Source organism: Nocardia sp. NPDC059228, from assembly GCF_042754245.1.
In the GTDB taxonomy this organism is placed as follows: Bacteria; Actinomycetota; Actinomycetes; order Mycobacteriales; family Mycobacteriaceae; genus Nocardia.
Genome location: NZ_JBHZAL010000058.1, coordinates 1 through 24,732, shown reverse-complemented (window position 1 = coordinate 24,732; position 24,732 = coordinate 1). Strand labels below are relative to the sequence as shown.

The following is a 24,732-nucleotide window of genomic DNA, read 5'->3' as shown; positions in this document are numbered from 1 at the left end:
GAACTCTTTCGGATACGGCTTGGGCACTGCGACATCCTCTCAGGCCCGCCTCTCGGCAAGCCATCTCGGTTGTCACCTAACCCTGCAGCAGCCCCCTCTGCCGTAGCAGGTGCACCCGGTTGCGTGTCCGGCCGGGAGGACGGCCACAACGACTCCTCCGTCTCCCTTAGCACTTCAGCGACCTGGAGCCTGGTTCGGCGATGCGGCACTCGCCCTGCAAGCCATCTGTTCACGGTCTTCACGTCTACGCCGACAGTAGCGGCCAACGCTGCGGAGCTGAGCCCCGCCCGGAGCATCGCTGTCTCGAGGCGCTGCTGAGTCATACCAAGACGGTAAGCGTCCCGAGGGGACGCTGTGGGCATTTCAATTGCCGAGCGAAGTGTCCTTGACACGGTTCAGGTGTCCCACGGCTGTTCCTACGGTTGGTCTAGGCGTTCGGGGCCGGGTGCAGTTGTCCCGTCTCCGGAACTGCCACCAGCGATGACAGGGGCAGTCATGACCGATGAACCAGAAGAGATCGAGCCTGCAGCACGTACACGGCTGTTCCCGTTCCCTGGCGGCGTGCTGGAACTCCAGGCGTGCGGCAGTGAGACAGAGGACTACGCCGAGTTCCACCTAGAGATTCACGAACACATCGCACTCGACGGACATCAGGACTCAGGGGCAATCATGAAATACAAGCCAACAGCGGTTGGCTACCTCCGAACGGACGTATCCAGGGTCGGTCAGTTGTGGGACCAGACCGAGATACGAAGGCTCGCAGCAAGATTCGGCTACGACTTCGCCGACATGATCGTGTATGACCCGAGCTTCGGTCGACCACCGCTTGCGCGGCTGAGAGCACAGATCACCCGGCTGGATGCCGAAGCAGTGTTCGTGCCCTCCTTAAGCCACTTCGAAGACGGGGAGCTGCCCGGATCGCTGGTGCAGCAACTCGACGTGATCACCGTGCATCCCGAAGAGACCTACTCCCGTATGGCCATGCCTTCACTCCGCGATCTCCGGCCTCGCTAAGGCAGGCGGACGGGGCGATGAACGAAACCTTCAGCTGTCCGTCGTCTGGCGCTCTATGAGCCCCTATCGCTCTCGCCGGGTCGGTGCTGGCACCGGTACTCGCCGAGATCCACGACCTGATGATCCACGATCGCCCCGAGCAACCGATCGTCGAATTCTTCACCACAATCAGCGATTCGGCTCCTCCGCCCACCACGTTCGAGCCGATCGCCCGGATACTCGCTCACCGCGCCACCGGCCTGGTCGCCGACGTCGATGCTTGACGGCGCGGACCTGGTGATGCTGGCCGGACGGGGAACCACCCCGATGATCTCGCAGCGGTGGCTGCGGCATTGTCCGAATTCTTCGGCTGACGTCACACATGACCTGCGACAGGAACACATCCGCTCATCGGCGAGGTGAAGACCCTTTCGCGCGCCTCCTTCTACGGCGAGGGATTCTTGATATCGGAATTGGCTACCCGAAGCGATAACGGTGAGTTCTGTCCATCTCGCTTCTCGTACATCAGGATTGCGCTGACCACCGCGAGGTAGATCGTCGGCGGTATCCCGCACACGATGGCTCGGACCCAGTTCGGCATCTGGTCGACGGCAGATGTCATCGCAGGGATGTAACCCGGCACGGTTGTCAGTCCCAGGTGCTTGATCTCGGCATAGATCCACGAGATGCACCACATCGATCCGGCCGCGAACAGTGCCGCGGTCGCTACAGCCCAGGCTGCACGATGTTCGTGTGCCTGAATCGTGTTGTGCAGGAGGATGATCAGTAGCGGGGCGATCCACACCCAGTGATGCCCCCACGCGAGTGGGGGGACCACGCAGGCGATCAGGCCCACGATGACGATGCCGAGCAGGCTTTGGCCGGCGCGATGCGCTTTCCGGGCGGCGGCGTATCCGAGTGCGGCGGCCGCGGCGACCAACAGCAGCCACACCGCGGTGGGCGGTGCCGACGGTGCCCACAGATTCGCGAGGACTCCGTTGATGGATTGGTTGAACGGATGCGTGAGCGGTCCGATCCGGTCGACATCGTGCACCGCGTGCAGCCAGTATTCACCAGAGTCGGCAGGGATTATCACCGATGCTGCGATCACCGTTGCGACCGCGGTGACCGTGGCCGACCTTGCTGCTCGCCACTGTCGGGTCAGGACCAGGTAGGGAAGGAAGACGACGGCGGTGAGTTTCACCCCAGCTGCCAGACCGATCGTCCATCCGCGCAACCGTGCTGTGGGTGGACGGGTCAGATCCCAGACGATGATCGCCATGAGGATCAGGTTGATCTGGTCCTGCCACAACGTCCCTCGTACCGATTCCAAATCCACGGCCACCAAGGCGAACCCGACGGACGCAACCGCCAAGCTGAGATCACCGCGATAACCCAGCGCGCGGCAGCTTCGCCACAGAGTCGCCCACAACGCCACACCGGACACGATGAACACTGCAAGCTTCGCCACGTCCACCGGTATCAGCGCCAACGGCACGAAGACAACCGCGGCAAAGGGCGGATACGTGAACCAGCCTCCCGGCGGGACCGGCGCACCATAGAGCGGTGCGTTGTGCAGCACCTGCAATGCGCCACTGCGATAGATCTCCAGATCGCTCTGGTTGGCCAGCAGCCCGAACTGCGGCGCCGCCCGCAGCGGAATCAGCAGTGCCTGGATGACCAACGCTGCAACACCGGCGAGCAAAACACCCGCCGCCCACCGCGCCGATATACCTGACTCGCCACTATCTCGACCATGCATGAACAACCCCCACATGCGCGAATTCGAAAGGAACGCGATCGAACCCACCGTAGCGGTCGGTACCCAACGGGTCGTGTGTATGCATTGGCGCGCATGTCACGTGGGTGTACGGAATATTATGCGGCTACGCAGGATCCAGCCAATCCGGGCTGGTGAGGCATGGGACGGAAATTCAGCACAGGCTTCGCGAGGGGCGCGTTGTCAGGTTTCGACGGGCTTTTCGAACAGGGCGGGACGCAGTGAAGAAGCCCGGACAGAGCATTCGTTCTGTCCGGGCTTGGGTCCCTGGTTGGGGTGGCGGGTCGGTGCCGGTGAGGAGTGGCCCCGGGGGCATTTGGTCAGGCGGCGTCGAGGGCTGCGGTGATCTTGCGGGTCATGTCGGTGACGGTGGGGGTGGGTCCGGTTTTGTGGGTGGCGGCTTCGATGGCGACGAGGACGGTGGTGCGGAAGTTGGCGGCCTCGGACGGGGAGTGGGCGCAGAGGAGGGTCATTGCGGCGGTGAGGGCGGGGAGGACCTGGTCGGCCAGGGCGGCTACGGATTTGGAGTCGAGGCGGACGCCGGTGGACTTCTCGGCGAGGATGTGGCCTACCAGGCCGGTGGCGGAGCCGAGGGCGATGCTGCCGGCGGTGGCGGCCTTGTGGGGCGAGCCGCCGGCGGCGTCGGCGGCCGAGATCAGGGAGACGGCGCCGTAGGCGGCGGTGCGGACGGTCTGCTTGTCCTGGGCGGTCAGGGTGGCGGTCATGGTGGGCTCCTCGGTGCGAGTTGCGGTGTTGCTGACGTGAATTACTTTCGCGGGGGCGGCTGACGTCGAGCTGATACCGGCCTGACAGCTGCGCTGACACAACATCCAGCCAATTCCGCGCGGGGATTGGTCCTTCCGTTCCGACGCCTCGATGATCCGTCCGTTCCGACGCCTCGATGATCCGTCCGTTCCGACGACTCGATGATCCGGCTGTTTCGACGCCTCGATGGTCCGGCTGATGCGTGCTTGGAAAACGAAGGCGCGGAAAATACTGGTCGGTGGGTTGATTGCGGGCCGATAGCCCGCCCGGCAGCGCGGATTGGCATACACTTGCGCTGCAAGGGCGTTCGGATCGTTATCTCGGTCCGAATGTGGGTGACGGACCCGGGGGTGAGGGTTTTGACACGGCCCATTCGGGTGTTGATGACAGGGTCGGAGTGGTTCACGGCCGCTCATGGGGGTCTCAACCGGTACTTCACAGATCTATACGGCGCCTTGACTCGCGACACTCGAATCAGTGTCGGCGCAAGGGCTTTCGGAGACGGCCCGGTCGGGGCGGGGTCATGGGGACCCACCGGCGGATCGACGCTCCAGCGCGCACGGACCGCGTTTCTGGACCGGGACGGGCTCACCCGCGACACCGTGATCGATCGGCACTTCTGCTTGTACGGGCCTGCGACGGTGCGAAATCCGCTGGTAGTGCACTTTCACGGGCCGTGGGCGGCCGAGAGCCGGATGGCCGGAGAGGGCGCGCGGGCCGTGCGTGCCAAGTATCTGGTCGAGCGGCTGCGATATGCCAGGGCGGACCGGTTCGTCGTGCTGTCGCAACATTTCGAAAGGTTGCTGGTCGGCGACTACGGCGTGCGGCCCGATCGGGTTCGGGTGATTCCGCCGGGTGTGGATCTGGAACGTTTCACGACTTCGGAGCCCGAGTCCGACACCGGAATCGTGTTGTGCGTGCGGCGATTGGAGAAGCGGATGGGTATCGACGTGCTCATTCGCGCCTGGTCCGACGTGTCAGCCAAGCATCCCGACGCCCGGTTGATCGTCGTCGGAACCGGGACTGCCGAGGCCGAATTGCGGGCACTCGCCGCTGACCAGCCGTCGATCCGATTCACCGGATCGGTGTCCGACGCGGAGCTCACCGACCTGTACACCCGATCCGATCTGACTGTGGTCCCCTCCCTCGCACTGGAGGGATTCGGGCTCATCGCCCTGGAATCCCTCGCCGCCGGACGCCCCCCGATCGTGTCCGATTGTGGCGGATTGCCCGATTCTGTCCGGGATTTGGACGCCACGCTCCTCGTCCCGCCGGGCAATGCCGAGGCACTCGCCGCCCGCATCGCCGCGGCCCTCGACGGCTCCCGGCCCGCCGCGAAACAATGCCGCGCCCACGCGGAGACATTCTCCTGGACCGTCGCGGCGCATCGGCACCGGGATCTCTACGCGGAGCTCGTCGACTGATGGCACCGCTGAAGGCCGTATTCCTGGCGCACACCGCGGCCCCCTCCGGAGCCGAATTGGCAACGCTCCGCCTGGTCTCGGCCATGCCCGCCGGGCGGACCGCCGTGCTCTACACCGAAGACGGCCCGATGCTGCGCCTGATGGCCGCGCGCGGGATCGACACCCGCGTCGTCACCAATAGTTTCGACTCCCGCGCCATGACCATCGACAAGGCCGGGATCCGCAGCCTGCTCATCGGCGCGACGGGCCTGCTACGTCTGGGCTGGACACTGGGCGCGACCGTCCGCGACCTGGAGGCCACGGTCCTGGTCGCGGGCAGCACCAAAGCCATGCTCATGGGCGCGGTCGCCGCCCGCCGGGCCGGGGTCCCGCTGGTCTGGCATGTGCACGACCGGGTTTCGCGCGACTACTTCGGCCGGGTGCTCGCCCTCGTCATCCGAGTGCTGGGCTGGGTGGTGGCGCGCGGCGTGATCGCCAACAGCCGCGGCACCCTGGCCTCGCTGTACACCTGGCGCCGAGCGGCCGTCGTCGCCTATCCGGGCGTCGAGTTCCCACCTGACAATCACAGCCCGGCAGACGAATCCACGCTCGCCCGCGAACGACGACCCCAGGAACAACGCCCCGCCGGCGAGACCATCATCGCCGTCGTCGGCCGTCTCGCCCCCTGGAAGGGTCAGGACCTGTTCCTGCGCGCCCTGGCCGATGTGAAAACCCTCCCCCGCGAGGTCTTCCTGGTCGGCGGCACCTTCTTCGACGAGGAGCCCTACCGCGCCGAACTCGAGGTGCACGCCACCGCCCTCGACCTCCCCGTCACCTTCACCGGCCACGTGGACAACCCGGAATCCTATCTGCGCCACGCCGATATCCTCGTGCACTGCTCGGTGCTGCCCGAACCCTTCGGCCAGGTGGTGGTGGAGGGCATGCGGGCGGGCTGCGCGGTCATCGCGACCCGCCCCGGCGGACCGGAGGAGATCGTGGAGCCGGGAGTGAACGGCCTGCTGGTGACGGCGGGCGATCGCGCCGAGCTCACCCACGCCCTGGACACTCTCATCGCCGACCAGGAACTGCGCGTCAAACTGGCCGATGCCGCACGGGTGCGATCCCGCGATTTCGACGTCGCCGAGTCGGGCCGGATCGTGACCGACCTCCTGAACGGTCTGCCCGGAAAGCGGTGGCGGCGTGGATGATCCGACCGATCCACTGCCGGCCTACGACCCGCCCACCGTGCGGATGGAGGCCCTCGGCACGCTGGGCCGGTTGCGACAGCGCCGCCACATGCGGCACGGGATTCCGGAGGTCGACCAGCAGTCCTCCGCCTTCGAGCACGACGCCCGCGGTGATTCCGGTCCGGCCGGCCCGCGGCAGCGCCGCGCCGGACCGAACGGCCACGGGAACGGCACCGGCCGTGGCACGGTGCCGTTCGACGAGACCCGGGCCGCCCGCTATGCCGCGCCCTCCCGCGGTCCGGTGCTGCCCACCTTCTACGGCGATCCGGTCGACCCGCCCACCGTGCGGCTCCCGGTCACCCGCCCGGCGCGCGATGCCACCGGCGCTTACCGACAGGCCGCGACGGACGGCGAATCCCCCACCGCCGCAGATCATTCCCAGGCCGACGGTAAGCATCGCAAGGATTCGTCCTCCGGCCTGGGCAGTATCGGCAGCATCATCCGCGATATCGGACTGGTGACCTTCGGCAAGTACGGCCAGTACGTCATCACCCTGGTCACCGTCCCGCTGCTGGCCCGCATGCTGGGCCCGCACGGCACCGGCCTGCTGGCCATCGGCATGTCGTCCTACTTCATCGGCTCGCTGGTCGTGGATCTGGGCGTCACCTCGTTCCTGGCCGCCAAAGTGCCCGAGGACGATCCGGGCCACCTCGAGGTGAACCGCCTGCGCGGCACCTACCTCGCCATTCGCGCGACCACCCTGACCCTCATCGGCGTGGCGCTGCTGGCCAGCCTCGCGATCGAGGTGTCCCCCAAACTGCACATGGTGCTGCTGGGCCTGTTCGCCGGTGGCTTCTGGTCGATCTCGGAGGACTGGCTGCTCATCGGCCAGGGCAGATTCGGCAGCTCCACCATGTATCAGGGCGTGGGCCGCATCGGATATCTCGGTTTGCTCGTCGGGCTGCTACCTCGATTCCCCAGCGCCTCCATGGCCGTGCTCTGCCTGCTGGTCTCCTCCATCGCCACGGTGGCGCTGACCTGGTGGGACTCCTTTCGCAAGTTCGGACCGCCCGCCCGGCCCTACGGCGTGCGGGCCGTCCTGCGCATGGCCGCACCGATTTTCACCTCCCGGCTGCTGGTGACCGGTTACGGCCAGGGCTCGGCGGCGGTGTACGGCGCGGTGCTGGAGGCGGCCTCGCTGGGCCTCTACTCCGCGGGCGACCGGCTGGTCCGCGCGATCCAGTCCACCCTGGACCCGATCGGCTTCGCCCTGCTCCCCCGCATGGCCCGCCGCAGCGCCCATGATCAGTTCTGGCGCAATCAGATCCAGATGCTGATCGGCTGCGTGACCCTGGCCTGCCTGGCCGTGGTGAGCGTCTGGGCGCTGGCCCCGATCCTCATCCATCTCATCTACACCCACGATTTCGACGGCGCGATACCCCTGCTGCGCGTCGAGATCCTCATCCTGCCCGCCACCACCATCACCTCGTACGTGACCACCGCCGTGCTGCCGGTCAAGCAGGACACCATCGGCGTGCTGATCGGCGCGATCATCGGCACCTGCGTCGCCGCGGTGGCGCTGGTAGTCGCCGCCCGGACCGGATCGGTCTGGACCCTGGTCTATGGCACAGTTTCCGCGGAAATCAGCGTCGCGCTGTGGTACATCATCCGGGTGCGGTGGCTCATGCTCCGGGAACGAGCCGGCCGCGGCGGGCCGGTCGAACCTGCCACCGCGCTGCTGACCAAGGGGGATTTGGCGTGAAAGTACTTTTCGTCGGGGATGACTGGGTGGGCAGCAACGCGCGCTCACTCGCCGACGGATTCCAGCAGGCGGGGCACGAGGTGGTGGTGATCGACACGACCCCGGTCACGCTGCCCGCGCGGCTGTCGCCACCGTGGGTGTATTCGAAGGTCGCCCATCGCCGCGCGCCCTGGGACGTCGAGGCACTGCATCGCGAGATCGACAGCGCTGCCGCCGCATTCGCGCCCGACGTGCTGTTCGCCTTCAAATCGGTGCACCTGGACCAGCAGCGGCTACTGAGCGCCCCGGCTGGTCTGCATGTGCACTACAGCCCGGATGACGTGTCCAATCCGTACAACACCAGCCCGGAATACTTGGCACACGAAGCCGAATGGGATCTCATCGTCACCACCAAGTGGCACAACGTTCCCGAACTGGCCGCCCGCGGCGCCCGGCACGTGAAATTCGTTCGCAGCGCATACGATCCGGCCCTGCACCACCTCACCGCCCGCCGCACCGTCCGTAACTACCTGGTCGGTTTCATCGGCGCGGTGCGCCCCGACCGCCAAGACCTCCTGATCTCGCTGGCCCGGGAACACCACGGGGACATGCTGTTACGCGGTCCCGGCTGGCGGCGCGTGCGCGCGCTGTGGCAGACCGGCGCCGATGTCGGCGGCGCGGTCTACGGCGAGAACTTCTCCACGGCGGTCGCCGCCGTCACCGCGAACCTGGTGCTGCTCAATTCCGACAATCGCGACACCCACACCTGCCGTACCTTCGAAGTCCCGGCCGCCGGTGGCCTTTTCGTCGGCGAACGCACCGACGAACACGCCGAACTGCTCCAGGACGAGGCCGAATGCTACCTGTTCTCCGGCCCGACCGAGCTCCGCGAAATCCTGCGCCGCTGCGCCAAGTATCCCGATCAGGTCGCCAAGGTCGCCGAGGCCGGTCATCGCCGCATCGTGCACGGCGACCACCGGTACGTGGACCGCGCCCGCGAGATCATCGACGCACTGGCATGAGCGGCCGCGCGCACCAGGCCGCACAGCGTAGCCGCGCGCAGCTCCGCCCATGCCCGGAACGGCGCAACGGATCTGCCGCGCCGACGGCGAAAAGAACGGCCACGCAAACGGGTAACGCCCCGGCCCGCGGCGCGGACATACGGGTGATGGGAGAGTGATGGCCTCCGCACAATTCGCTGTATTCCTCGTCGCCGCCGCGCTGGTGACGATCGTCGTGGCCGCGATGTTCCTGCCCGGTGTGGCCCGGGTGTTCCTGATCGCGCAGACCGCGCACTGGTCGCTGTCGTATGTCGCGCGGCCGGTGGTGCTGCTGTGGGTGCAGCCCGTCCCCAGTTACGGCGACAATGTGCCCGATCCGCGGCTCTACGAGTACGGCTACGACGGCGGCATCGCCGCGGTGCTGCAACCGGTCATCTTCGGACTCTGGGTCTACGCCGCGCTGATCATCGGCTACGTGTTCTGGGTGCGGCTGCGCCCGCGCGAGACCACGCCGCGCGTAGCGCCTTTCGCGGGCGAGCCCATCTTCACCCAGACCCTGTTCCTGCTCTACGGCGTCGGCACCCTGGGCCGGCTGGCGGCCTACGCCACCGGCACCACCGGCAAGGCGGGCGAACTGGAGAGCCCGAACCCGCTCATCAACCTGGTCACCATTCTCGCCACGCTGGGCGCGGTCGGCCTGATCGTGTTCTACCGCAACGAGTCCGGCCGCACCACCGCACTGGTGGTCGGCGCGCTCACCTGCGGCGAACTGGTGTGGACCGCCACCGTGCAGTCCAAGACCCCGATCATGGGCGCGGCGCTGGCCATCGCCGTGCGCTTCGCCATGACCGGCTGGACGCGCGTCAAGGTGGTCGGCGTGCTGAGCATCACCGGCCTCGCCATCGGCGGCTTCGGCTGGCTGCAGTCGCTCAAGACCGACGCCGCCGCCAAAGCCGAAGCGGCACAGGTGGATGCGCAGTATCCGACGGTGGTGCACCCCTTCCTGAGCATGCTGCGCCGTTTCGACCTGCTCGAGGCCGCCACCGACTCCTGGTTCGCCGGGCCGAGTTCCTGGCTGACGCCGAGTCAGGTGGCGCAGCACGCCGTGCAGAGCCTGATTCCCACCCAGCTGCTGGGCGCGGAGAAGTTCCGGTCCGGCGCCGCCTGGGCCGAGCAGGTGCGCGGGCGCTCGGTGGACATGTCGACGGTGGAAGTGTCCCTGGCCGAAGGCAATATCAACGAGGGCTACGTGCTGGGCGGCTACATCGGTGTCGCGGTGGGGGTCACGATCACGTTCGTGCTGCTGCTGATCTGGATCCGGGCTCTCTACAGCAGGTACCTGGCCATGGCGATCCTGGGCCTGTCGGTGATCGAGGTCCCGGTCCTGTTCGAGCGCGGCATCCTCGGCACCGTCGAGATGCTCGGCAAGTATCTGCAGGCCGTGGTGCTGGCATGGCTGGCGTATCTGGTTGTTGGTGAATTCCGAAGACGGGTGGAACAGCTACAGGGGGCACCGATTCCATCCGGGAAAACGAGGACAGCGCAATGGGTTTGATCGACTACTGGCGGCTGCTGCGGCGGCGCTGGCCGATAATCGTGGTCGCGGTGGTGATCTGCACGGGGGCGGCGTACGGATACGCGAGCACCCTGCCGACCGAGTACACCGCGTCCAGTTCGGTGTACGTATCCATGGCCACCGGGACCTCGGTCAACGACTCCTATCAGGGCGGGCTGGCCGCGCAGCAGCGGGTGCGCTCGTACGTGGATCTGGCCTCCAGCGTCACCGTCGCCACCTACGTGCACGATCAGCTGGGCCTGAAGGGTTCGGTGAACGACCTGCGCGGCCGCATCACCGCGGTTTCGCCGCCGGCCACCACGATCATCATCATCACGGTGAAGGACTCCACCGCCGCCGGGGCGCGCGCCCTGGCCGACGAGGTGGTCTCCCAGTTCCGGGCGCTGGTCTCCCGGCTCGAAGTCACTCAGAGCGACGCCGCGCCCGCCGCCCGCGCGGAGGTCATCGACAAGGCCCAGACACCCAGCCAGCCCAGCGGACCGCAGAAGAAGCGCTACTACCTGCTCGGCGTGCTGGCCGGACTGACGGTCGGCCTGGGCGCGGCGATCCTGCGCGACAAACTCGACAGGCGAGTCCGTACCTCCACCGAGCTGGAAGCCTTTCTGCCCGTCCCGATTCTGGGCATCGTCGACGACGGACGGCCCGGAGCGGCGGGTGAGCTACGCCGGCTGCGCACCCGGCTCACCGAGGATCCCACACTGGTCAGCCTGCTGCTGACCTCGCTGTCGCCGCACTCCGAACCGGATGTGGCGATCGGGCTGGCCCGCACCTTCGCCGATACCGGCGCGCGGGTGGTGCTGGTGGACGCCGACACCACCGGGTACGGCTCGTCCCGGCGCAGTCCGGCGGCCGCGGCGGCGGGACTCTCGGAGCTGTTGCGCAACAACGCGACTCCCGCAGGGTTCGTGATGGCCTGGCCGGAGGTGGGGATCACTGTGCTGCCGCTGGGCGGCATGGATTTCCGCACCCCCGACCTGCTGGACTCCGAGCGGTTCAGCGACATCATGTCCAAGCTGCGCAGCGAATTCGACCACATCGTGGTGGAGGCCGCACCCGTCACCGCGGCCGCAGACGCCATCGCGCTGGCGCGGCGCGTGGACGCCACCATCGGCGTGATCGAGCTCGGGCAGACCACCTCCAACCAGGTGCGCGGGGCGCTGGCCACCTTCGGTCACGACAACAAGCGAATGATCGGCACGGTCGTCTTCTCGCGGCCGCATCGCAGCGTCGGCGAACTCGTCAAGCATCCGCTCGATCTGGTGAAACGGTGATCGAGGAGGACGGGGGGACAACGGACAACCGGTCGGACGCCGCCGTGCGCCGCCGGCGGCTGCTGGCCGCCGGACTCGGGGCGGCGGCCATCCTGCCGGTCGCGGCCGCGTGCTCGAAAGCCGATTCCGGCGCAACAGAATTCCGTTCGCCGCAGGTGACCGATCAGCCGTCGGCCCGGAATGTGAAGGACTTCGGTGCGGTCGGGGACGGGAAGGCCGACGACACCGACGCCTTCGCCAAGGCCGCCGCGGTCAGCGACAAGCCGCTGGTGCTCTACATCCCGGCCGGGCAGTACACGCTGAAGAGGTTCCCGGCGCTCGCCGACTACGCGACGGTGCTGGGCGACGGGGCCGATGTCACCACCATCAACTACGACGGCGACGACACCTTCATCGCACTGCAGCGCAAGCAGCGGGTTCGCTTCTCCCGCCTGGGTTTCTACTTCTCCGGCCCCAAGGCCACCGCGGTGCGGCTGTCGGAGTGCTTCCGCTGCACCTTCGATTCGGTGGTGCTGCGCGGCAACCATCTCAGCGACAACGCGCCCCGATTCCTGGACCAGCGGGGGCTGGTGCTGGATCAGAACACCGGGGGCACGACCGTCATCAATTCCGATATCAACAATTTCGGGTACGGGATCGTCACCTCGTGCATCCAGAACTACGTGACGTCCTCGAAGCTCACCAACAATCACATCGGGGTGCTCGGCACCGGCGGCGACCACAATGCCGGATTGGCCTTGGCCAACGTCGAATTCGTGTCCGACAACGATCCCAGGACCACCGACAAGCACCTGGTGGTGGACGGCCCCGCGAACGACTGGTGGCTGACCAACGTGTGGTTCGAAGGGGCCGATACCGCGCTGTCCATCGGCGGACCGGCCGGCGGGCCCGCCCAGTTCGGTCTGGTCAACTGCAAGGTGGCCGCGCGCAAGGTGTGCCTGGACCTGATCCACTGCCGCCAGCCGTATCTGGCCAATGTGCAGTTCGATCCGGATCTGGACGCGCCGCCCATCGAGGTGCGGGTGGACCCCAAGGGCGTGGCGGAGGGCACGGCCGTCAACCTCATCTCCGGGTCCTACCAGGACGTGGATCCCAGGTCGTTCCCGGACGGCTGGCACGTCATCGGGCGCGGGGCCATCCACGGCGCGCGCTTCGCCGGGACCACGGTGGCGCAGGCGAGTCAGCCCGATGCCGATATTTTCCAGGTTCAGGACCGGGACGGGACCGTATTGTCGGCCGTATTGAACAGTGGGGCTTATATTTCCGATCGCAGCGAAGGGGGAATCGTGTTGAAGGACTCGGCGGGCACGTACTGGCGGCTGTCGGTGGGCACGGACGGTGCGATCAAGACCTCGTCGCTGGGCAAGCAGCGACCGCACTCGTGAGCGGCACGGGGGCACGACTGACACTGGGCCCGGCGCGGCTGCACGGCAGCACCCTGCTGCTGCGGCTGCCGCGCTTCGCCGACTACCAGGAGTGGCGGCGGCTGCGGCTGCGCAATCGCGGACTCCTGGAACCGTTCTGGCACACCTCGCCGCTGGATTGGGACACCCGGCACAACGAGAAGGCGTGGGTGCGTGAATGCCTGGAGGCGGCGACCAATGCCCGCACCGGGCGGCGGGTAGCCACCGTCATCGAGATCGACGGGCGCTTCGCCGGGCAGGTGGAGATCGGCAATATCGATCAGCAGGCCCGGCAGGGCGAGATGGGAATCTGGATCGACGCCCGGATGGGACGGCACGGATTCGGCGGGATCGCGGCGGGACTGATCCTCGACTTCAGCTTCGAGGTGCTGGGGCTGGAGCGCATCAACGCGCCCATCTCGCCGGTAAACGCGGCGGCCACCAGTGGTGCGGTGCAGATCGGGTTCGTGCGCGAGGGGCGCATGCGGCTGCACTTCGACGTGGGCGGGGCGCGGGCCGATCACGATCTGTGGTCGATGACGCGGGCCGAGATTCCGCCCAAGGGATTCACCGAGATGTGGACCGAGCGCACGCTCGCGCATCGAACCCCGCCCCCGGACGAACCCACCGGAGCACCGGAGGCGAACGGAATACCCGATACAGCCACAATTTTCGGGGTCCTGGCCCGGTATCGCGCGGGCCAGCTGTGGCGGGCCGCGCGGCAGGCGCTGCCCACCCGGCCCGTCATGCTCCGGCTGGCCGGGTTCGACCGGGTGGCGCTGCGCAGCCTCCGGCCCTCCGACGGCCCGGCCCGCGCGGCCGCCCGGCGTAACGGGGCGCCCCCGGCGATCGACGGAACCGATAGCACCGGGCCGTCCTGGTGGCGTGAATTCGCCCGCAGCACAGCGGGAGTGCGCTCCCGCGCCGGTCTGCTGCTCGTCCTCGACGCCGCGGGCGCCTACGCCGGGGAGGCCCGGCTGTTCGACCTCGACATGTTCGATCGCAACGCCCGGATGCACATCTGGGCCGATCCCGCCCACGCCGACGACGGAGTCCGCCTGGCGGCAACCCGGGCCCTGCTGGCACACGCCTTCGACCGGCTCGGACTGTTCCGCGTATACACGGCCGTCGCGGCCGGGGATACCGCATCGGCCGCGGTCGCCGCCTCGGCGGGACTGCACAAGGAGGGAACCATGCGCAGCTACACCGGACTCGACGGGCACCGCGGCGACCACGAACTGTGGGCCATCACCGCCGGGGGTGCCGATCATGCGTGACTACCGGCGCAGTGCCGCCCTGCAGGCGCGCCTGCACGATCTGGTCCCGGGGGGCGCGCACACCTACGCGCGCGGCGCGGACCAGTATCCGGAGGCCATGGCCCCGATCCTGGTGCGCGGCAAGGGCGCCCGGGTGTGGGACGCGGACGGCAACGAGTATGTCGAGTACGGCATGGGGCTGCGCTCGGTGACCCTCGGCCACGGGTTCGCGCCGGTGGTCGAGGCGGTGGCGCGGACCATCGCCGACGGGGTCAACTTCTCCCGGCCGACCGAGCTGGAACTCCTGGCGGCCCAGGATTTCCTGAGCCTGCTGCCCGGCGCGGACATGGTGAAGTTCGCCAAGAACGGCTCCGACACCACGACGGCCGCCGTGCGGCTGGCGCGCGCGGTGACCGGGCGGGAGGCGGTGGCGATCTGCGAGCAGCCCTTCTTCTCGGTCGACGACTGGTTCATCGGCACCACCGAGATGAACGCGGGGATACCGGCGGTTCCGACGGTGCGATTCCGCTACAACGACCTGGCGTCGCTGGAAACGGCCCTGCGCCGCACCGCGATCGCGTGCGTGATCCTCGAACAGGCCACGGCCCTGGCCGAACCCGCGCCGGGCTTCCTGGAAGGCGTACGCACGCTCTGCGACCGGTACGGCGCGCTGCTGATCTTCGACGAGATGATCACCGGGTTCCGCTGGTCCGCCGGTGGGGCGCAGCGGATCTACGGTGTGACCCCCGACCTGTCGTGCTGGGGCAAGGCCATGGCCAACGGCTTCCCGCTCTCGGCGCTGGCCGGCAAACGCGAGTACATGGAGCTGGGCGGGCTGCGCACCGACGCGGACCGGGTCTTCCTGCTCTCGACCACCCACGGGCCGGAAACCGCGTCCCTGGCCGCCTTCCGGGCCGTCGTGCAGACCTACCGCGACACCGATCCGGTGGCGCGCATGGAGGAATCCGGCCGTCGACTCGCCGCCGGGGTCAATGCCATTGCCGCGGACCTCGGTATCGGTGATCATCTCGAGGTGGCGGGCCGGCCGTCGTGCCTGGTGTTCCTCACCCGGGACCCGGAAGGCGTTCCCTCCCAGCCCTATCGGACGCTGTTCCTGCAGGAACTGCTGGACCGGGGCGTGCTGGGGCAGTCGTTCGTGAACTCGGCCGCACATACCGACGCCGATGTCGACCACACCATCGACGCCTGCGAGTCGGCGGCCAAGACCTACCGCAAGGCCCTCGAACAGGGCTCGGTGGACGGCCTGCTCGCCGGACGGCCGGTGGCTCCGGCGCTGCGGCGCATGGCGGCACCGCGTCGTCTCGCACCGTAACCCAGCCCCGCACCGTAACCCAGTCTCGCGCAGTAACCCAGGAGCTGTGATGTCCGCACCCCGGATCGCCCTCGTCCACGAGCGATTCACCGAATACGGCGGCTCCGAGGCCGTGGTCGCCGAGTTCATGAAAACCTGGCCCGGCGCACCGGTTTTCGCGCCCATCGCCGACGCGGAGTGCACGCACGCACTCGTGGCGGCGGCAGGGTCCTCGATCGAAACGGGCTCGGCGGCAGCCGAACTCGTGCACGACACCTGGCTCTCGCGCGCCTACTCGGCGAGCGGGCGGCGGTCGCATGCGCCGCTGCTGCCCTTCGTGCCGGGAACGCTGCGCCGTCTTCCACTCGACGGCGAGTACGACGCGGTGGTGGTGAGCCATCACGCCTTCGCGACCCAGGCGGTCTTCGCCACCACCGCACCGGTGATCGCCTACGTGCACAGCCCGGCCCGGTGGGCCTGGGACAGCGCGTTCCGGGCGCGGGAGGCCGGAGGACGGGCGGGGCAGGCCATTCTGATGGCGCTGGGCGCGCTGGCCCGGCGCAACGAACTGCGCGCCGCGCCGCGGCTCGCGCATGTGGTGGCGAACTCGCAGGCGGTGGCCGATCGGGTGCGGGACTGGTGGGGATTGCCCGCGTCGGTGGTGAATCCGCCTGTGCGCGTGGACCGTTTCTCCCCCGATCCGCGCATCGACCGGGACGACTTCTTCCTGTTCGCGGGCCGGCTGGTGCCCTACAAGCGCCCGGATCTCGCCATTCGCGCCGCCCGCGCGGCCGGGGTGCGCCTGGTGATCCTCGGCGACGGCCGCTATCGCCGTCAGCTGGAGGCGCTGGCGGGCCCGGAGACCACCTTCCTGGGGGCGGCCTCCGACGAGGTGCTGCAGGACATGTACCGCCGCTGCCGGGCGCTGCTCATGCCCGGCGTGGAGGATTTCGGCATCGTCCCGGTGGAGGCCATGGCCTGTGGCGCACCGGTGCTCGCCGTCGGTGAGGGCGGTGCGCTCGACACCGTCGTGCCCGGTATCTCCGGCGAACACATTCCGACTGGTTCCGATGATTCAGTGGTGGCCGGATTCGCCCGGGTGATGCGCGATTTCGACCCGGCCGACTATCACCCCGAAACCATCCGCAAGCACGCCGTCACCTTCTCCCCCGAGGCCTTCCGCGGCCGAATCGCGGACATTGTGTCGCGCAATTCCCGCTGACCGACTATTCATAGAATCCGGATGGATTCGAGAACAGCGGAACAGGGTGAGACAGTGGGTGGTGTCGGAGCGGTATCCGGCGCGCTGGTGACCGGTGGGGCAGGGGATGTCGGGCGCGCGGTGGCGCGGCGGCTGGTGGACGCCGGGCGGCCGGTGTGGGTCGCGGATGTCGATGCCGAGGGTGCGCGCGCGTGTGCGGCGGAGCTGGGGGCGGAAGCTACTGCGCTGGAACTGGATCTGACGAGCGCGGAGAGTATCGAATCGGCCGCCCGGACGGTCGGCGGGCGGGTTTCGGCGGTGGTGCACTGTGCCGGGGTCGCCGTCGTGGAACCATTCCTGGACACCGGAACCCTCGCCTGGGACCTCATGTTCCAGGTGAATCTGCGCGGGCCCATGCGCCTGACCCAGCTGCTGCTGCCCGGCATGCTCGACGCCGAGGCCGCCCGCATCGTGTTCGTCGCCTCCGACGGCGCGCGAGCCGGGGCCTTCGGCGAAACCGTCTACGCCGCATCCAAATCCGGCCTGTTCGGTTTCGCCAAATCCCTCGCCCGGGAGGTCGCCCGCGATGGTGTCACCGTCAACGTGGTCTGCCCCGGACCGCTGGAGGGCCGCATGGTCGCCCACACCATGGCCGATCACCCCGAAACCCTCACCGCCCTCGAAAAATCCATCCCCCTCAAACGCCTGGGCCGGCCGGACGAAGTAGCCTCCCTCATCGCATGGCTGGCAAGCCCGGAAGCCAGCTACGTCACCGGCCAGCTGATCAGCGTCAGCGGCGGCATCACCATGCAGTAGGAGTTGCCCACATGCCCTCTCTCCCCCTCGTCGATGCCCACATGCACCTGTGGGACACCGGTGCGCATGCCTGGTATCCGGGCCTGGCGAGATTCGCCGCCGCCGGACGACCCGACATCGCGCAGAACTTTCTACCGGCCGACTTCGATCGGGGGCTGGGCTCGATCGAGGTGGCCGGGCTGGTACACGTGTCGGCCACCACCGCGCCGCACGCCTATCTGGACGAAACCCGTTGGGTGGACGGCATTGCCGCGGCCGGGTCGCGACCGTTCGCGATCGTCGGGGCGGTCGACCCCACCCTGCCGACGACCGAGCTGATCGCGCATCTCGACGAGCAGGCCCGCACCGAGCGGTTCCGCGGGGTACGGGTTTTCGAAGGGCTGTCGCCGAATACGCCTGCGGCGGATGCCCTCGCGAGCTGGCTGCAGGAGCACGACGCGGTCTTCGATCTGGTGACCGAGCCCGGCGAGATTCTCGACTGGATCGACTTCCTGGCCGGGTACCCGGAGCTGCGGGTGGTGCTCGAGCACCTGGGGTTCCCGCAGGGACATTCCTCCGAGGCCCGCTCCGCATGGCACAACGCGATCTCCTTGGCGGCCAAGGAGACTCAGTGGCTGTGCAAGCTGTCGGGGTTCGGGCTGATCTGCCGGGACCTGGCGTGGCCGTCGCTCGAGTATTGGCTGGAATCGAGTGTGGCGCTGTGGGGGTGGCGGCGGCTGATGTTCGCCTCCAACATGCCGGTGGATTCGCTGGCCGGGACCTACACCGAGCTGGTCTCGGCGATCGACCACATCGTCACCACCGATGCCACCGATCAGGAGGCGGAGTTCTTCTACCGGGCCAACGCGCTCGACACCTACCGCCTGAAATAGGTGACCCGGCTAGCGGTTCGGTAGTGATCGGGGCAGCCCGAAGCGTGGGAGCACGGCGGTGTCGAACCTGGTCAGCCCGCTGATCCGGTCACCGGCGAGGGTCAGGACGTAGAGGTCGGTGTATTCGAAGGGCATCGGCGGCATCGACATGAACACGTCGTCGGTCAGCAGGGCCACCAGCGCGTCCAGATCGGCTGACGACGCCTGAACCACGGTGGGAGGGCCCAGCCGCCCACCCGGCGGCTGGGCCCTCCGACTTCGGTTTCGACAGCCTCCACCGGAAGCCGCCGCCCGTGCCCGTTACGTCCTGTACCGGAACAGAATTCGGCCGCGGGTGAGGTCGTAGGGGCTCAGTTCCACGAGGACGCGGTCGGCCGGAAGGATCTTGATGTAGTTCTTCCGGATCTTGCCGCTGATGTGCGCGAGGACCTGATGCCCATTGGGCAGTTCCACCGTGAAGGTGGCATTGCGCAGGCACTCGACGACGGTGCCCTCGATTTCAATTCCCTTGCCGGTCCTGGTCATCGCAGCACCAGTTCCAGGTTGCTGTTCACGCGCTGGGCGCCGATGCCGTCGAACAGTGCGGTGGCCGCCGCGTTGGATTCGTTCACCTCGGCCGAGGCGGTGGCGATGCCGCGGTGGTGCAGCGTGGACAGGGTGTGGGCCAGCATGGCGCGGGCGATGCCGCGGCGCTGCCGGCCGGCCCGGACCGCGATCAGTCCGATCCGCGGTAGCCGGGTCACCTGCACCACGCGGAGCAGGCCCACGTAGCGGTCGGCCTGGGCCGCCGCCACGTATTTCGACCGGTCCACGATGGTGTCACCGTCGTACCCGCCCAGGATCTCGGCCGGCATCTCCTGCCAGCCGACCGCCGCCTCCACCTCGTCGCGGATCACCCGGTCCAGGGCGCGCAACGGTTCCGCCGCCGCACGCCCGGCCGGCACGATCGTGATGTCCGGTGGCGGGAGGACCGCATGCAGCCCGGTGGCGGCCGCATCGGTGGGGATCAGGTACTCCCATTCCCGGCGCCGGGTCGTGAAACCGGCTCGCGCCCACCGGGACAGCAGGTCGGCGTCGTTCTCGTCGACCACGGTGTGCAGTGGCCTGCGGAGGGTGGGGAGCATCGCGGCGGTGAGTTGCTCGAACACCGCGTCGTGCCAGGCGTCGATGCTGACGAACAGCCGTCCGTCGGGTCGTGTCGAAACATCACCGCACCCGACCACCAGGTCGTTCTCCACGGCTTGCCATCGGGTCAGCGCGACCCGGGTGATCGCGGCGGAATCGCCCGCACGCGAAGAGATATCCGAAGTATTCATCGTCGTCACCTTTCGGGATTGCCTTGTCAGGCAGGCGCTCCCGGCGACAACTACAGCGTTCGCCAATCCGTGACGACGAGAGGGAGCCCCCACATCGGTACAGTGTTCATGGGTCTCACCTCCTCGCCTGATGTCACGGTAGGCAGCAGGCTAGCAGACCGAATCCCGGTCCACGCAAGGTATTTTCCGCCACGGACCGAAGAGGAAGCACAAGAATGGCCGTCTCAGCGACGGGATCGCATGGTCAGGACGCCCACGACCCAGCCGATGGCGAAGGTCACCAGCAGCACCAGCCACATCGGCGAACGGATGGTCAGCAGCAGGAATTCGATGTCCACCCGGTGCCGGTTCTCCGCGATGAAGATCACCGCCAGCACGGTGAGGACGATCGCGATCCACTGCTTCATCGAGATCTTCGACAGCAGTGAGGGTTTGGCTGGCTCGGTCACCGGGTCCTCCTCCTAGTGGGCGCCGCGGGCGAAGCGGCAGACCAGGTCTCCGACGCTAATCGCCCCGATCGGACGTTTGCTGCAACTTTGCCGCGATTCGCCCGTTTCGTTATCCGAACCGCGGTTACCTTCTCGCGGCGGCCCGCGTCATAAGGGTTGGCGACCGACTACGACCGGGTCGCCGAGCCGACGAATGGAGGACAGGGTGCTGTCGAACATCTTGTATGTGACCGTCTACGTGGCCGATCAGGACCGCGCGCTGCAGTTCTACACCGAAGCGCTCGGTCTGGAGAAGCAGGTGGACTATGCCGGGCCCGATGGGCGGTTCCTGACAGTCAAGGCATCCAGGAGTCCCGTGGAGATCATTCTGTGGCAGCTTCCGGAGGCCGCCGGACAGCCGTCCGGTGGTCCGGAGCTGGTCGCGCCCGGGCCGCTCATTCTCGAATCGGACAATCTGTGGAAGGACTTCGAGGTGATGCGGGAGCGGGGCGTGACATTCATCGATCCGGAACCGGTGGACTATCCGTTCGGGGTGCGCATCGAGGCGATGGACCCGGACGGGAACCGGATCTCACTGCGGCAGCAGCGGCGGGGACGGTAGCCATGGCCGGATCCGGCTCGACGGACCCGGTGGCCGCGGCCTTCGAGGCACAGCGCGATCGGCTGCGGGCGGTCGCGTACCGCGTCCTGGGCTCGCATGCCGATGCCGAGGACGTGGTGCAGGAGGCCTGGATGCGGCTGGCCCGCCAGGACGCCGCCGCCATCGACAACCTTGCCGGCTGGCTCACCACGGTCGTCGGCCGGATCAGCCTGGACCTGCTGCGCTCGCGCCAGGCCCGGCAGGAGTCGTCCTACGACGGCCTGCCCGAGTTCGTCGTCACCGCTGACCACGGCGCCACGGAACCGGAAGAGTATGTCGCCCTGGCCGATTCGGTGGGACTGGCGCTGCTGGTCGTCCTGGACTCGCTCGGCCCCAGCGAGCGCCTGGCCTTCGTGCTGCACGACATGTTCGCGGTGCCGTTCGCCGATATCGGCCGGATCCTCGGCAAATCCGCCGACGCCACCAAGATGATCGCCAGCCGCGCCCGCCGGAAGGTGCAGGGCGCCGGCGAGCACCCGGCCGCCCCCGGGCGCGAACAGCGGGCGGTGGCCGAAGCGTTCCGCCGGGCCGCGGTGGGCGGCGACTTCGAGGCGCTCCTCCGCGTCCTCGACCCCGATGTGCGGCTCACCGTCCACGCCCCCGGCGGCGTATTCGTCACCCTCGGCGCCACCGAGGTAGCCACGCGCGCACGCAGTTTCTCCGGCGCGGTCACCCGCCACCAGCCGGTCCTCGTCGACAATCTGCCCGGCTACATCTCCTGGCGCGAGGACGGCACCCCGCTATCCGTCATATCCCTCGCCGTCGCCGGTCATCGCATCACCGCCGTCACCCTGCTCGCCGACCCGCGCCGCCTCGCCGCGATGCACCTACCAGGTTCGGCCTGAATCACCGACCGGTGAGGTCGAGGGCGTCGAGCAGGTTCCAAGCGCCGGTGACCAGTTCGGCGGGATCCGATCAGGCGCGTTCCAATTCGAGACTGCCGCAACTACCGTCGAGGATCTGGGCAGGGCGGCAGGGCGACCACCGTATCCCCGGTAGGCGCTGGGCCGGCTCCAACCCCGGTCACCGCGATACGCGAGGCGTGGAAAGAGATCTCGAAGTCCCGGCCCGAATCAGCCTCGACCACAATCGCTTCCGTGAAGGCTCGCTGGTCCCAGGATCGGCATAACTGCGGATCATGGTCCACAGTTCGACCAGGAACAGTCCACTGGGCCGGTGCAGCAAGAACATCGGTGAATACGGGCCGGGAACAGCATCATTGCCCGATGTCAGATTCGTGAACTCGGCGATCATCGGCGCGGCCGGCCGATTGCGCTTCCCACGCGGCCCGCGCCCGGTCACGGTCCTTGCGAGATACGAATTCCCGCACGGCCATACCCTAGCGCGCAGGGCCGAAACATACTGCCGCCCAGTCGCTTTCGCGCTGGTCAGGAGGCTGTGAACGGGAGGCGACAATCGACTTGACGAATTGCGTTCCGCGGTGTCATTATTGAAATGGGAAGACACCGGAATATCGGTGTCGATTTTCTTGCGCCTCTCGACATCTGTTGACTTCGGGTGTAATTTGAGACTTCGCGCCTGGGCGGGTGCTGTCCGACTCTCGAAATATGAAATGACCGTGGAAGGTCGCGCTGTCTGCGTGCGGCTTCATCCACCCGTTGTTGTCGAGTCATGTTCGGACGGCCGGCGCCGGTGCGCGTGAATTACGGCCACAGGACAAGCAGATACCGCGACCGACCGCCTGCGCGGGCGGCGCGAGGTGCTGGAAGGACGCATTTTGGCAGTCTCGAATCAGACCGAGCGGGTTTCGTTCGCCACGGTGACCGAGCCCCTGGCAGTTCCGGATCTCCTGCAGGTGCAGACCGATTCGTTCGGCTGGCTGATCGGCGCGCCCGATTGGCGCGCCCGGACGGCCGCGCACGGCGCCACGCGCGCCGGCGGACTGGAGGAGGTACTCGACGAGATCAGCCCCATCGAGGACTTCGCGGGAACCATGTCGCTGACCCTGTCCGAACCCCGCTTCGAGGACGTCAAGACCTCGATCGAGGAGTGCAAGGACCGGGATCTGACCTACGCGGCACCGCTTTTCGTGACCGCGGAGTTCATCAACCACAACACCGGGGAGATCAAATCCCAGACGGTATTCCTGGGCGATTTCCCGATGATGACCGGCACGGGCACCTTCGTCATCAATGGCACCGAACGCGTGGTCATCTCGCAGCTGATCCGCTCCCCCGGCGTCTATTTCGACGAGAGCATCGACAAATCCACCGAGAAGACACTGTATTCCGCGCGTGTGATCCCCTCCCGCGGTGCGTGGCTGGAGTTCGACGTGGACAAGCGCGACACCGTCGGCGTCCGGATCGATCGCAAGCGTCGGCAGCCGGTGACGGTCCTGCTCAAGGCGCTCGGCTGGACCAGCGAGCAGATCGCCGAGCGCTTCGGCCACTCCGGCATCATGCTGACCTCGCTGGAGAAGGACAACACGCCCGGCACCGACGAGGCGCTGCTGGACATCCACCGCAAGCTGCGCCCCGGCGAGCCGCCGACCAAGGAGTCCGCGCAGACGCTGCTGGAGAATCTCTTCTTCAAGGAGAAGCGCTACGACCTGGCCCGCGTCGGCCGCTACAAGGTGAACAAGAAACTCGGCATTCACACGGCCGAGGCGGTCGGCTCGCCGGTGCTCACCGAGGAGGACCTCGTCACCATCATCGACTACCTGGTGCGGCTGCACGCGGGCGAGAAGGTGATGACCGCGCCCGGTGGCATCGAGGTCCCGGTCGAGGTCGACGATATCGACCACTTCGGCAATCGCCGGGTCCGCACCGTCGGCGAGCTCATCCAGAACCAGCTGCGGCTGGGGCTGTCACGCATGGAACGCGTGGTGCGCGAACGCATGACGACTCAGGACATCGAGGCCGTGACCCCGCAGTCGCTGCTGAACATCCGGCCGGTCGTGGCGGCGCTGCGCGAGTTCTTCGGCACCTCTCAGTTCTCGCAGTTCATGGATCACCGCAATCCGCTGTCGAGCCTCACCCACAAGCGGCGGCTCTCGGCGCTCGGGCCCGGCGGGCTCAACCGGGAACGCGCCAGCCTCGAGGTGCGCGATGTGCACTACAGCCACTACGGCCGGATGTGCCCGATCGAGACGCCGGAGGGGCCGAATATCGGCCTGATGGGGTATCTGTCGGTGTACGCGCGGGTCAATCCGTTCGGGTTCATCGAAACTCCGTACCGGCGGGTGACCGACGGCCGGGTGACCGATGAGATCGACTACCTGTCCGCCGACGAGGAGGACCTGCACGTGGTGGCGCAGGCCAACGAATCGCTGGATGCGGCCGGCCGCTTCGTGTCCGATCGAATCGCGGTGCGGCGCAAGAACTCCGAAGTCGAGCTGGTCCATGCCGCCGCCGTCGACTACATGGACGTGTCACCACGCCAGATGGTGTCGGTGGCCACCGCCATGATTCCGTTCCTCGAGCACGACGACGCCAACCGTGCCCTCATGGGCGCGAACATGCAGAAGCAGTCGGTGCCGCTGATTCGCTCGGAGGCGCCGCTGGTGGGCACCGGTATGGAAATGCGGGCGGCGATCGATTCCGGCGATGTCGTGCTGAACGAGAAACCCGGTGTGGTGGAAGAGGTGTCGGCCGACTTCATCACCGTGATGCACGACGATGGCACTCGCCGTTCGTACCGGCTGCGTAAGTTCGAGCGTTCGAACCAGGGCACCTGCGCCAACCAGCGTCCGATCGTGGACGAGGGTATGCGGGTGGAGGCCGGGCATGT

The 24,732-nt window shown here is 67.7% G+C and carries 23 protein-coding genes; 17 read left to right on the top strand and 6 right to left on the bottom strand.

The features are described from left to right. Positions 1 to 495 precede the first annotated feature (495 nt). The gene (locus ACFXKA_RS40670) at positions 496 to 1,014 is read left to right on the top strand and encodes a hypothetical protein (protein WP_379431550.1); all 519 of its coding nucleotides are present in this window, start codon (positions 496 to 498) and stop codon (positions 1,012 to 1,014) included. A gap of 83 nt (positions 1,015 to 1,097) precedes the next feature. After that, positions 1,098 to 1,277, top strand: coding sequence for a hypothetical protein (locus ACFXKA_RS40665; RefSeq protein WP_379431549.1), 180 nt, complete (start codon positions 1,098 to 1,100; stop codon positions 1,275 to 1,277). 161 nt (positions 1,278 to 1,438) lie between these two features. On the opposite strand, the gene ACFXKA_RS40660 is transcribed toward ACFXKA_RS40665, so the two are convergent. Beyond that, complete coding sequence (locus ACFXKA_RS40660; protein WP_379431548.1) at positions 1,439 to 2,803, bottom strand: glycosyltransferase 87 family protein; 1,365 nt, start codon at positions 2,801 to 2,803, stop codon at positions 1,439 to 1,441. A gap of 290 nt (positions 2,804 to 3,093) precedes the next feature. Then, a complete protein-coding gene (locus ACFXKA_RS40655; RefSeq protein WP_379431547.1) occupies positions 3,094 to 3,498 on the bottom strand; it encodes a hypothetical protein in 405 nt (134 codons plus the stop codon). Between the two features lie 423 nt (positions 3,499 to 3,921). Between ACFXKA_RS40655 and ACFXKA_RS40650 the strand changes: the two genes are divergently transcribed. From ACFXKA_RS40650 to ACFXKA_RS40595, 12 genes are all read left to right on the top strand, one after another. Continuing rightward, positions 3,922 to 4,962 (top strand): glycosyltransferase family 4 protein, encoded by a 1,041-nt coding sequence (locus ACFXKA_RS40650; protein WP_379431546.1) that lies wholly within the window; start codon positions 3,922 to 3,924, stop codon positions 4,960 to 4,962. Next, complete coding sequence (locus ACFXKA_RS40645) at positions 4,962 to 6,149, top strand: glycosyltransferase family 4 protein (protein WP_379431545.1); 1,188 nt, start codon at positions 4,962 to 4,964, stop codon at positions 6,147 to 6,149. Before ACFXKA_RS40650 ends, ACFXKA_RS40645 begins: the two co-directional genes overlap by 1 nt. 457 nt (positions 6,150 to 6,606) lie before the next feature. Beyond that, on the top strand, positions 6,607 to 7,890 hold the full coding sequence (locus ACFXKA_RS40640; protein WP_379431552.1) for a lipopolysaccharide biosynthesis protein: 1,284 nt from the start codon (positions 6,607 to 6,609) through the stop codon (positions 7,888 to 7,890). Continuing rightward, a complete protein-coding gene (locus ACFXKA_RS40635) occupies positions 7,887 to 8,891 on the top strand; it encodes a glycosyltransferase (protein WP_379431544.1) in 1,005 nt (334 codons plus the stop codon). Before ACFXKA_RS40640 ends, ACFXKA_RS40635 begins: the two co-directional genes overlap by 4 nt. Positions 8,892 to 9,048: 157 nt before the next feature. Beyond that, positions 9,049 to 10,425 (top strand): hypothetical protein, encoded by a 1,377-nt coding sequence (locus tag ACFXKA_RS40630; protein ID WP_379431543.1) that lies wholly within the window; start codon positions 9,049 to 9,051, stop codon positions 10,423 to 10,425. Beyond that, positions 10,416 to 11,717, top strand: coding sequence for a Wzz/FepE/Etk N-terminal domain-containing protein (locus ACFXKA_RS40625; RefSeq protein ID WP_379431542.1), 1,302 nt, complete (start codon positions 10,416 to 10,418; stop codon positions 11,715 to 11,717). Before ACFXKA_RS40630 ends, ACFXKA_RS40625 begins: the two co-directional genes overlap by 10 nt. Beyond that, the gene (locus ACFXKA_RS40620) at positions 11,717 to 13,102 is read left to right on the top strand and encodes a glycosyl hydrolase family 28-related protein (RefSeq protein ID WP_379431551.1); all 1,386 of its coding nucleotides are present in this window, start codon (positions 11,717 to 11,719) and stop codon (positions 13,100 to 13,102) included. The genes ACFXKA_RS40625 and ACFXKA_RS40620 overlap by 1 nt, the downstream gene beginning before the upstream one ends. Then, positions 13,099 to 14,397: a GNAT family N-acetyltransferase gene (locus ACFXKA_RS40615; RefSeq protein ID WP_379431541.1), complete on the top strand. Its 1,299-nt coding sequence runs from the start codon at positions 13,099 to 13,101 to the stop codon at positions 14,395 to 14,397. Before ACFXKA_RS40620 ends, ACFXKA_RS40615 begins: the two co-directional genes overlap by 4 nt. Beyond that, positions 14,390 to 15,709, top strand: coding sequence for a glutamate-1-semialdehyde 2,1-aminomutase (locus tag ACFXKA_RS40610; protein ID WP_379431540.1), 1,320 nt, complete (start codon positions 14,390 to 14,392; stop codon positions 15,707 to 15,709). The genes ACFXKA_RS40615 and ACFXKA_RS40610 overlap by 8 nt, the downstream gene beginning before the upstream one ends. 49 nt (positions 15,710 to 15,758) lie before the next feature. Beyond that, positions 15,759 to 16,910, top strand: coding sequence for a glycosyltransferase (locus ACFXKA_RS40605; protein WP_379431539.1), 1,152 nt, complete (start codon positions 15,759 to 15,761; stop codon positions 16,908 to 16,910). Positions 16,911 to 16,964: 54 nt separating this feature from the next. Further along, positions 16,965 to 17,705: an SDR family NAD(P)-dependent oxidoreductase gene (locus ACFXKA_RS40600; RefSeq protein ID WP_354850476.1), complete on the top strand. Its 741-nt coding sequence runs from the start codon at positions 16,965 to 16,967 to the stop codon at positions 17,703 to 17,705. Between the two features lie 11 nt (positions 17,706 to 17,716). Next, positions 17,717 to 18,577 (top strand): amidohydrolase family protein, encoded by an 861-nt coding sequence (locus ACFXKA_RS40595; protein WP_379431538.1) that lies wholly within the window; start codon positions 17,717 to 17,719, stop codon positions 18,575 to 18,577. Positions 18,578 to 18,586: 9 nt separating this feature from the next. Here the strand turns inward: ACFXKA_RS40595 and ACFXKA_RS40590 are convergent, their stop codons facing one another. The 4 genes from ACFXKA_RS40590 to ACFXKA_RS40575 all read right to left on the bottom strand — a co-directional run bounded on the left by ACFXKA_RS40590 (position 18,587) and on the right by ACFXKA_RS40575 (position 20,342). Beyond that, a complete protein-coding gene (locus ACFXKA_RS40590) occupies positions 18,587 to 18,790 on the bottom strand; it encodes a hypothetical protein (protein ID WP_379431537.1) in 204 nt (67 codons plus the stop codon). Positions 18,791 to 18,877: 87 nt separating this feature from the next. After that, positions 18,878 to 19,102, bottom strand: a complete 225-nt coding sequence (gene infA / locus ACFXKA_RS40585) for a translation initiation factor IF-1 (RefSeq protein WP_354850469.1) — start codon at positions 19,100 to 19,102, stop codon at positions 18,878 to 18,880. Then, positions 19,099 to 19,893, bottom strand: a complete 795-nt coding sequence (locus ACFXKA_RS40580) for a GNAT family N-acetyltransferase (protein WP_379431536.1) — start codon at positions 19,891 to 19,893, stop codon at positions 19,099 to 19,101. The genes infA and ACFXKA_RS40580 overlap by 4 nt, the downstream gene beginning before the upstream one ends. Positions 19,894 to 20,117: 224 nt before the next feature. After that, the gene (locus tag ACFXKA_RS40575; RefSeq protein WP_354850465.1) at positions 20,118 to 20,342 is read right to left on the bottom strand and encodes a hypothetical protein; all 225 of its coding nucleotides are present in this window, start codon (positions 20,340 to 20,342) and stop codon (positions 20,118 to 20,120) included. 205 nt (positions 20,343 to 20,547) lie between these two features. On the opposite strand from ACFXKA_RS40575, the gene ACFXKA_RS40570 reads away from it, so the two are divergent. The 3 genes from ACFXKA_RS40570 to ACFXKA_RS40560 all read left to right on the top strand — a co-directional run. Then, the gene (locus tag ACFXKA_RS40570; protein WP_379431535.1) at positions 20,548 to 20,943 is read left to right on the top strand and encodes a VOC family protein; all 396 of its coding nucleotides are present in this window, start codon (positions 20,548 to 20,550) and stop codon (positions 20,941 to 20,943) included. 2 nt (positions 20,944 to 20,945) lie between these two features. Then, positions 20,946 to 21,827: a sigma-70 family RNA polymerase sigma factor gene (locus ACFXKA_RS40565; RefSeq protein ID WP_379431534.1), complete on the top strand. Its 882-nt coding sequence runs from the start codon at positions 20,946 to 20,948 to the stop codon at positions 21,825 to 21,827. Positions 21,828 to 22,702: 875 nt separating this feature from the next. Continuing rightward, positions 22,703 to 24,732 (top strand): DNA-directed RNA polymerase subunit beta (locus tag ACFXKA_RS40560; RefSeq protein ID WP_379431533.1); only part of this gene is annotated, 2,030 nt, incomplete at its 3' end.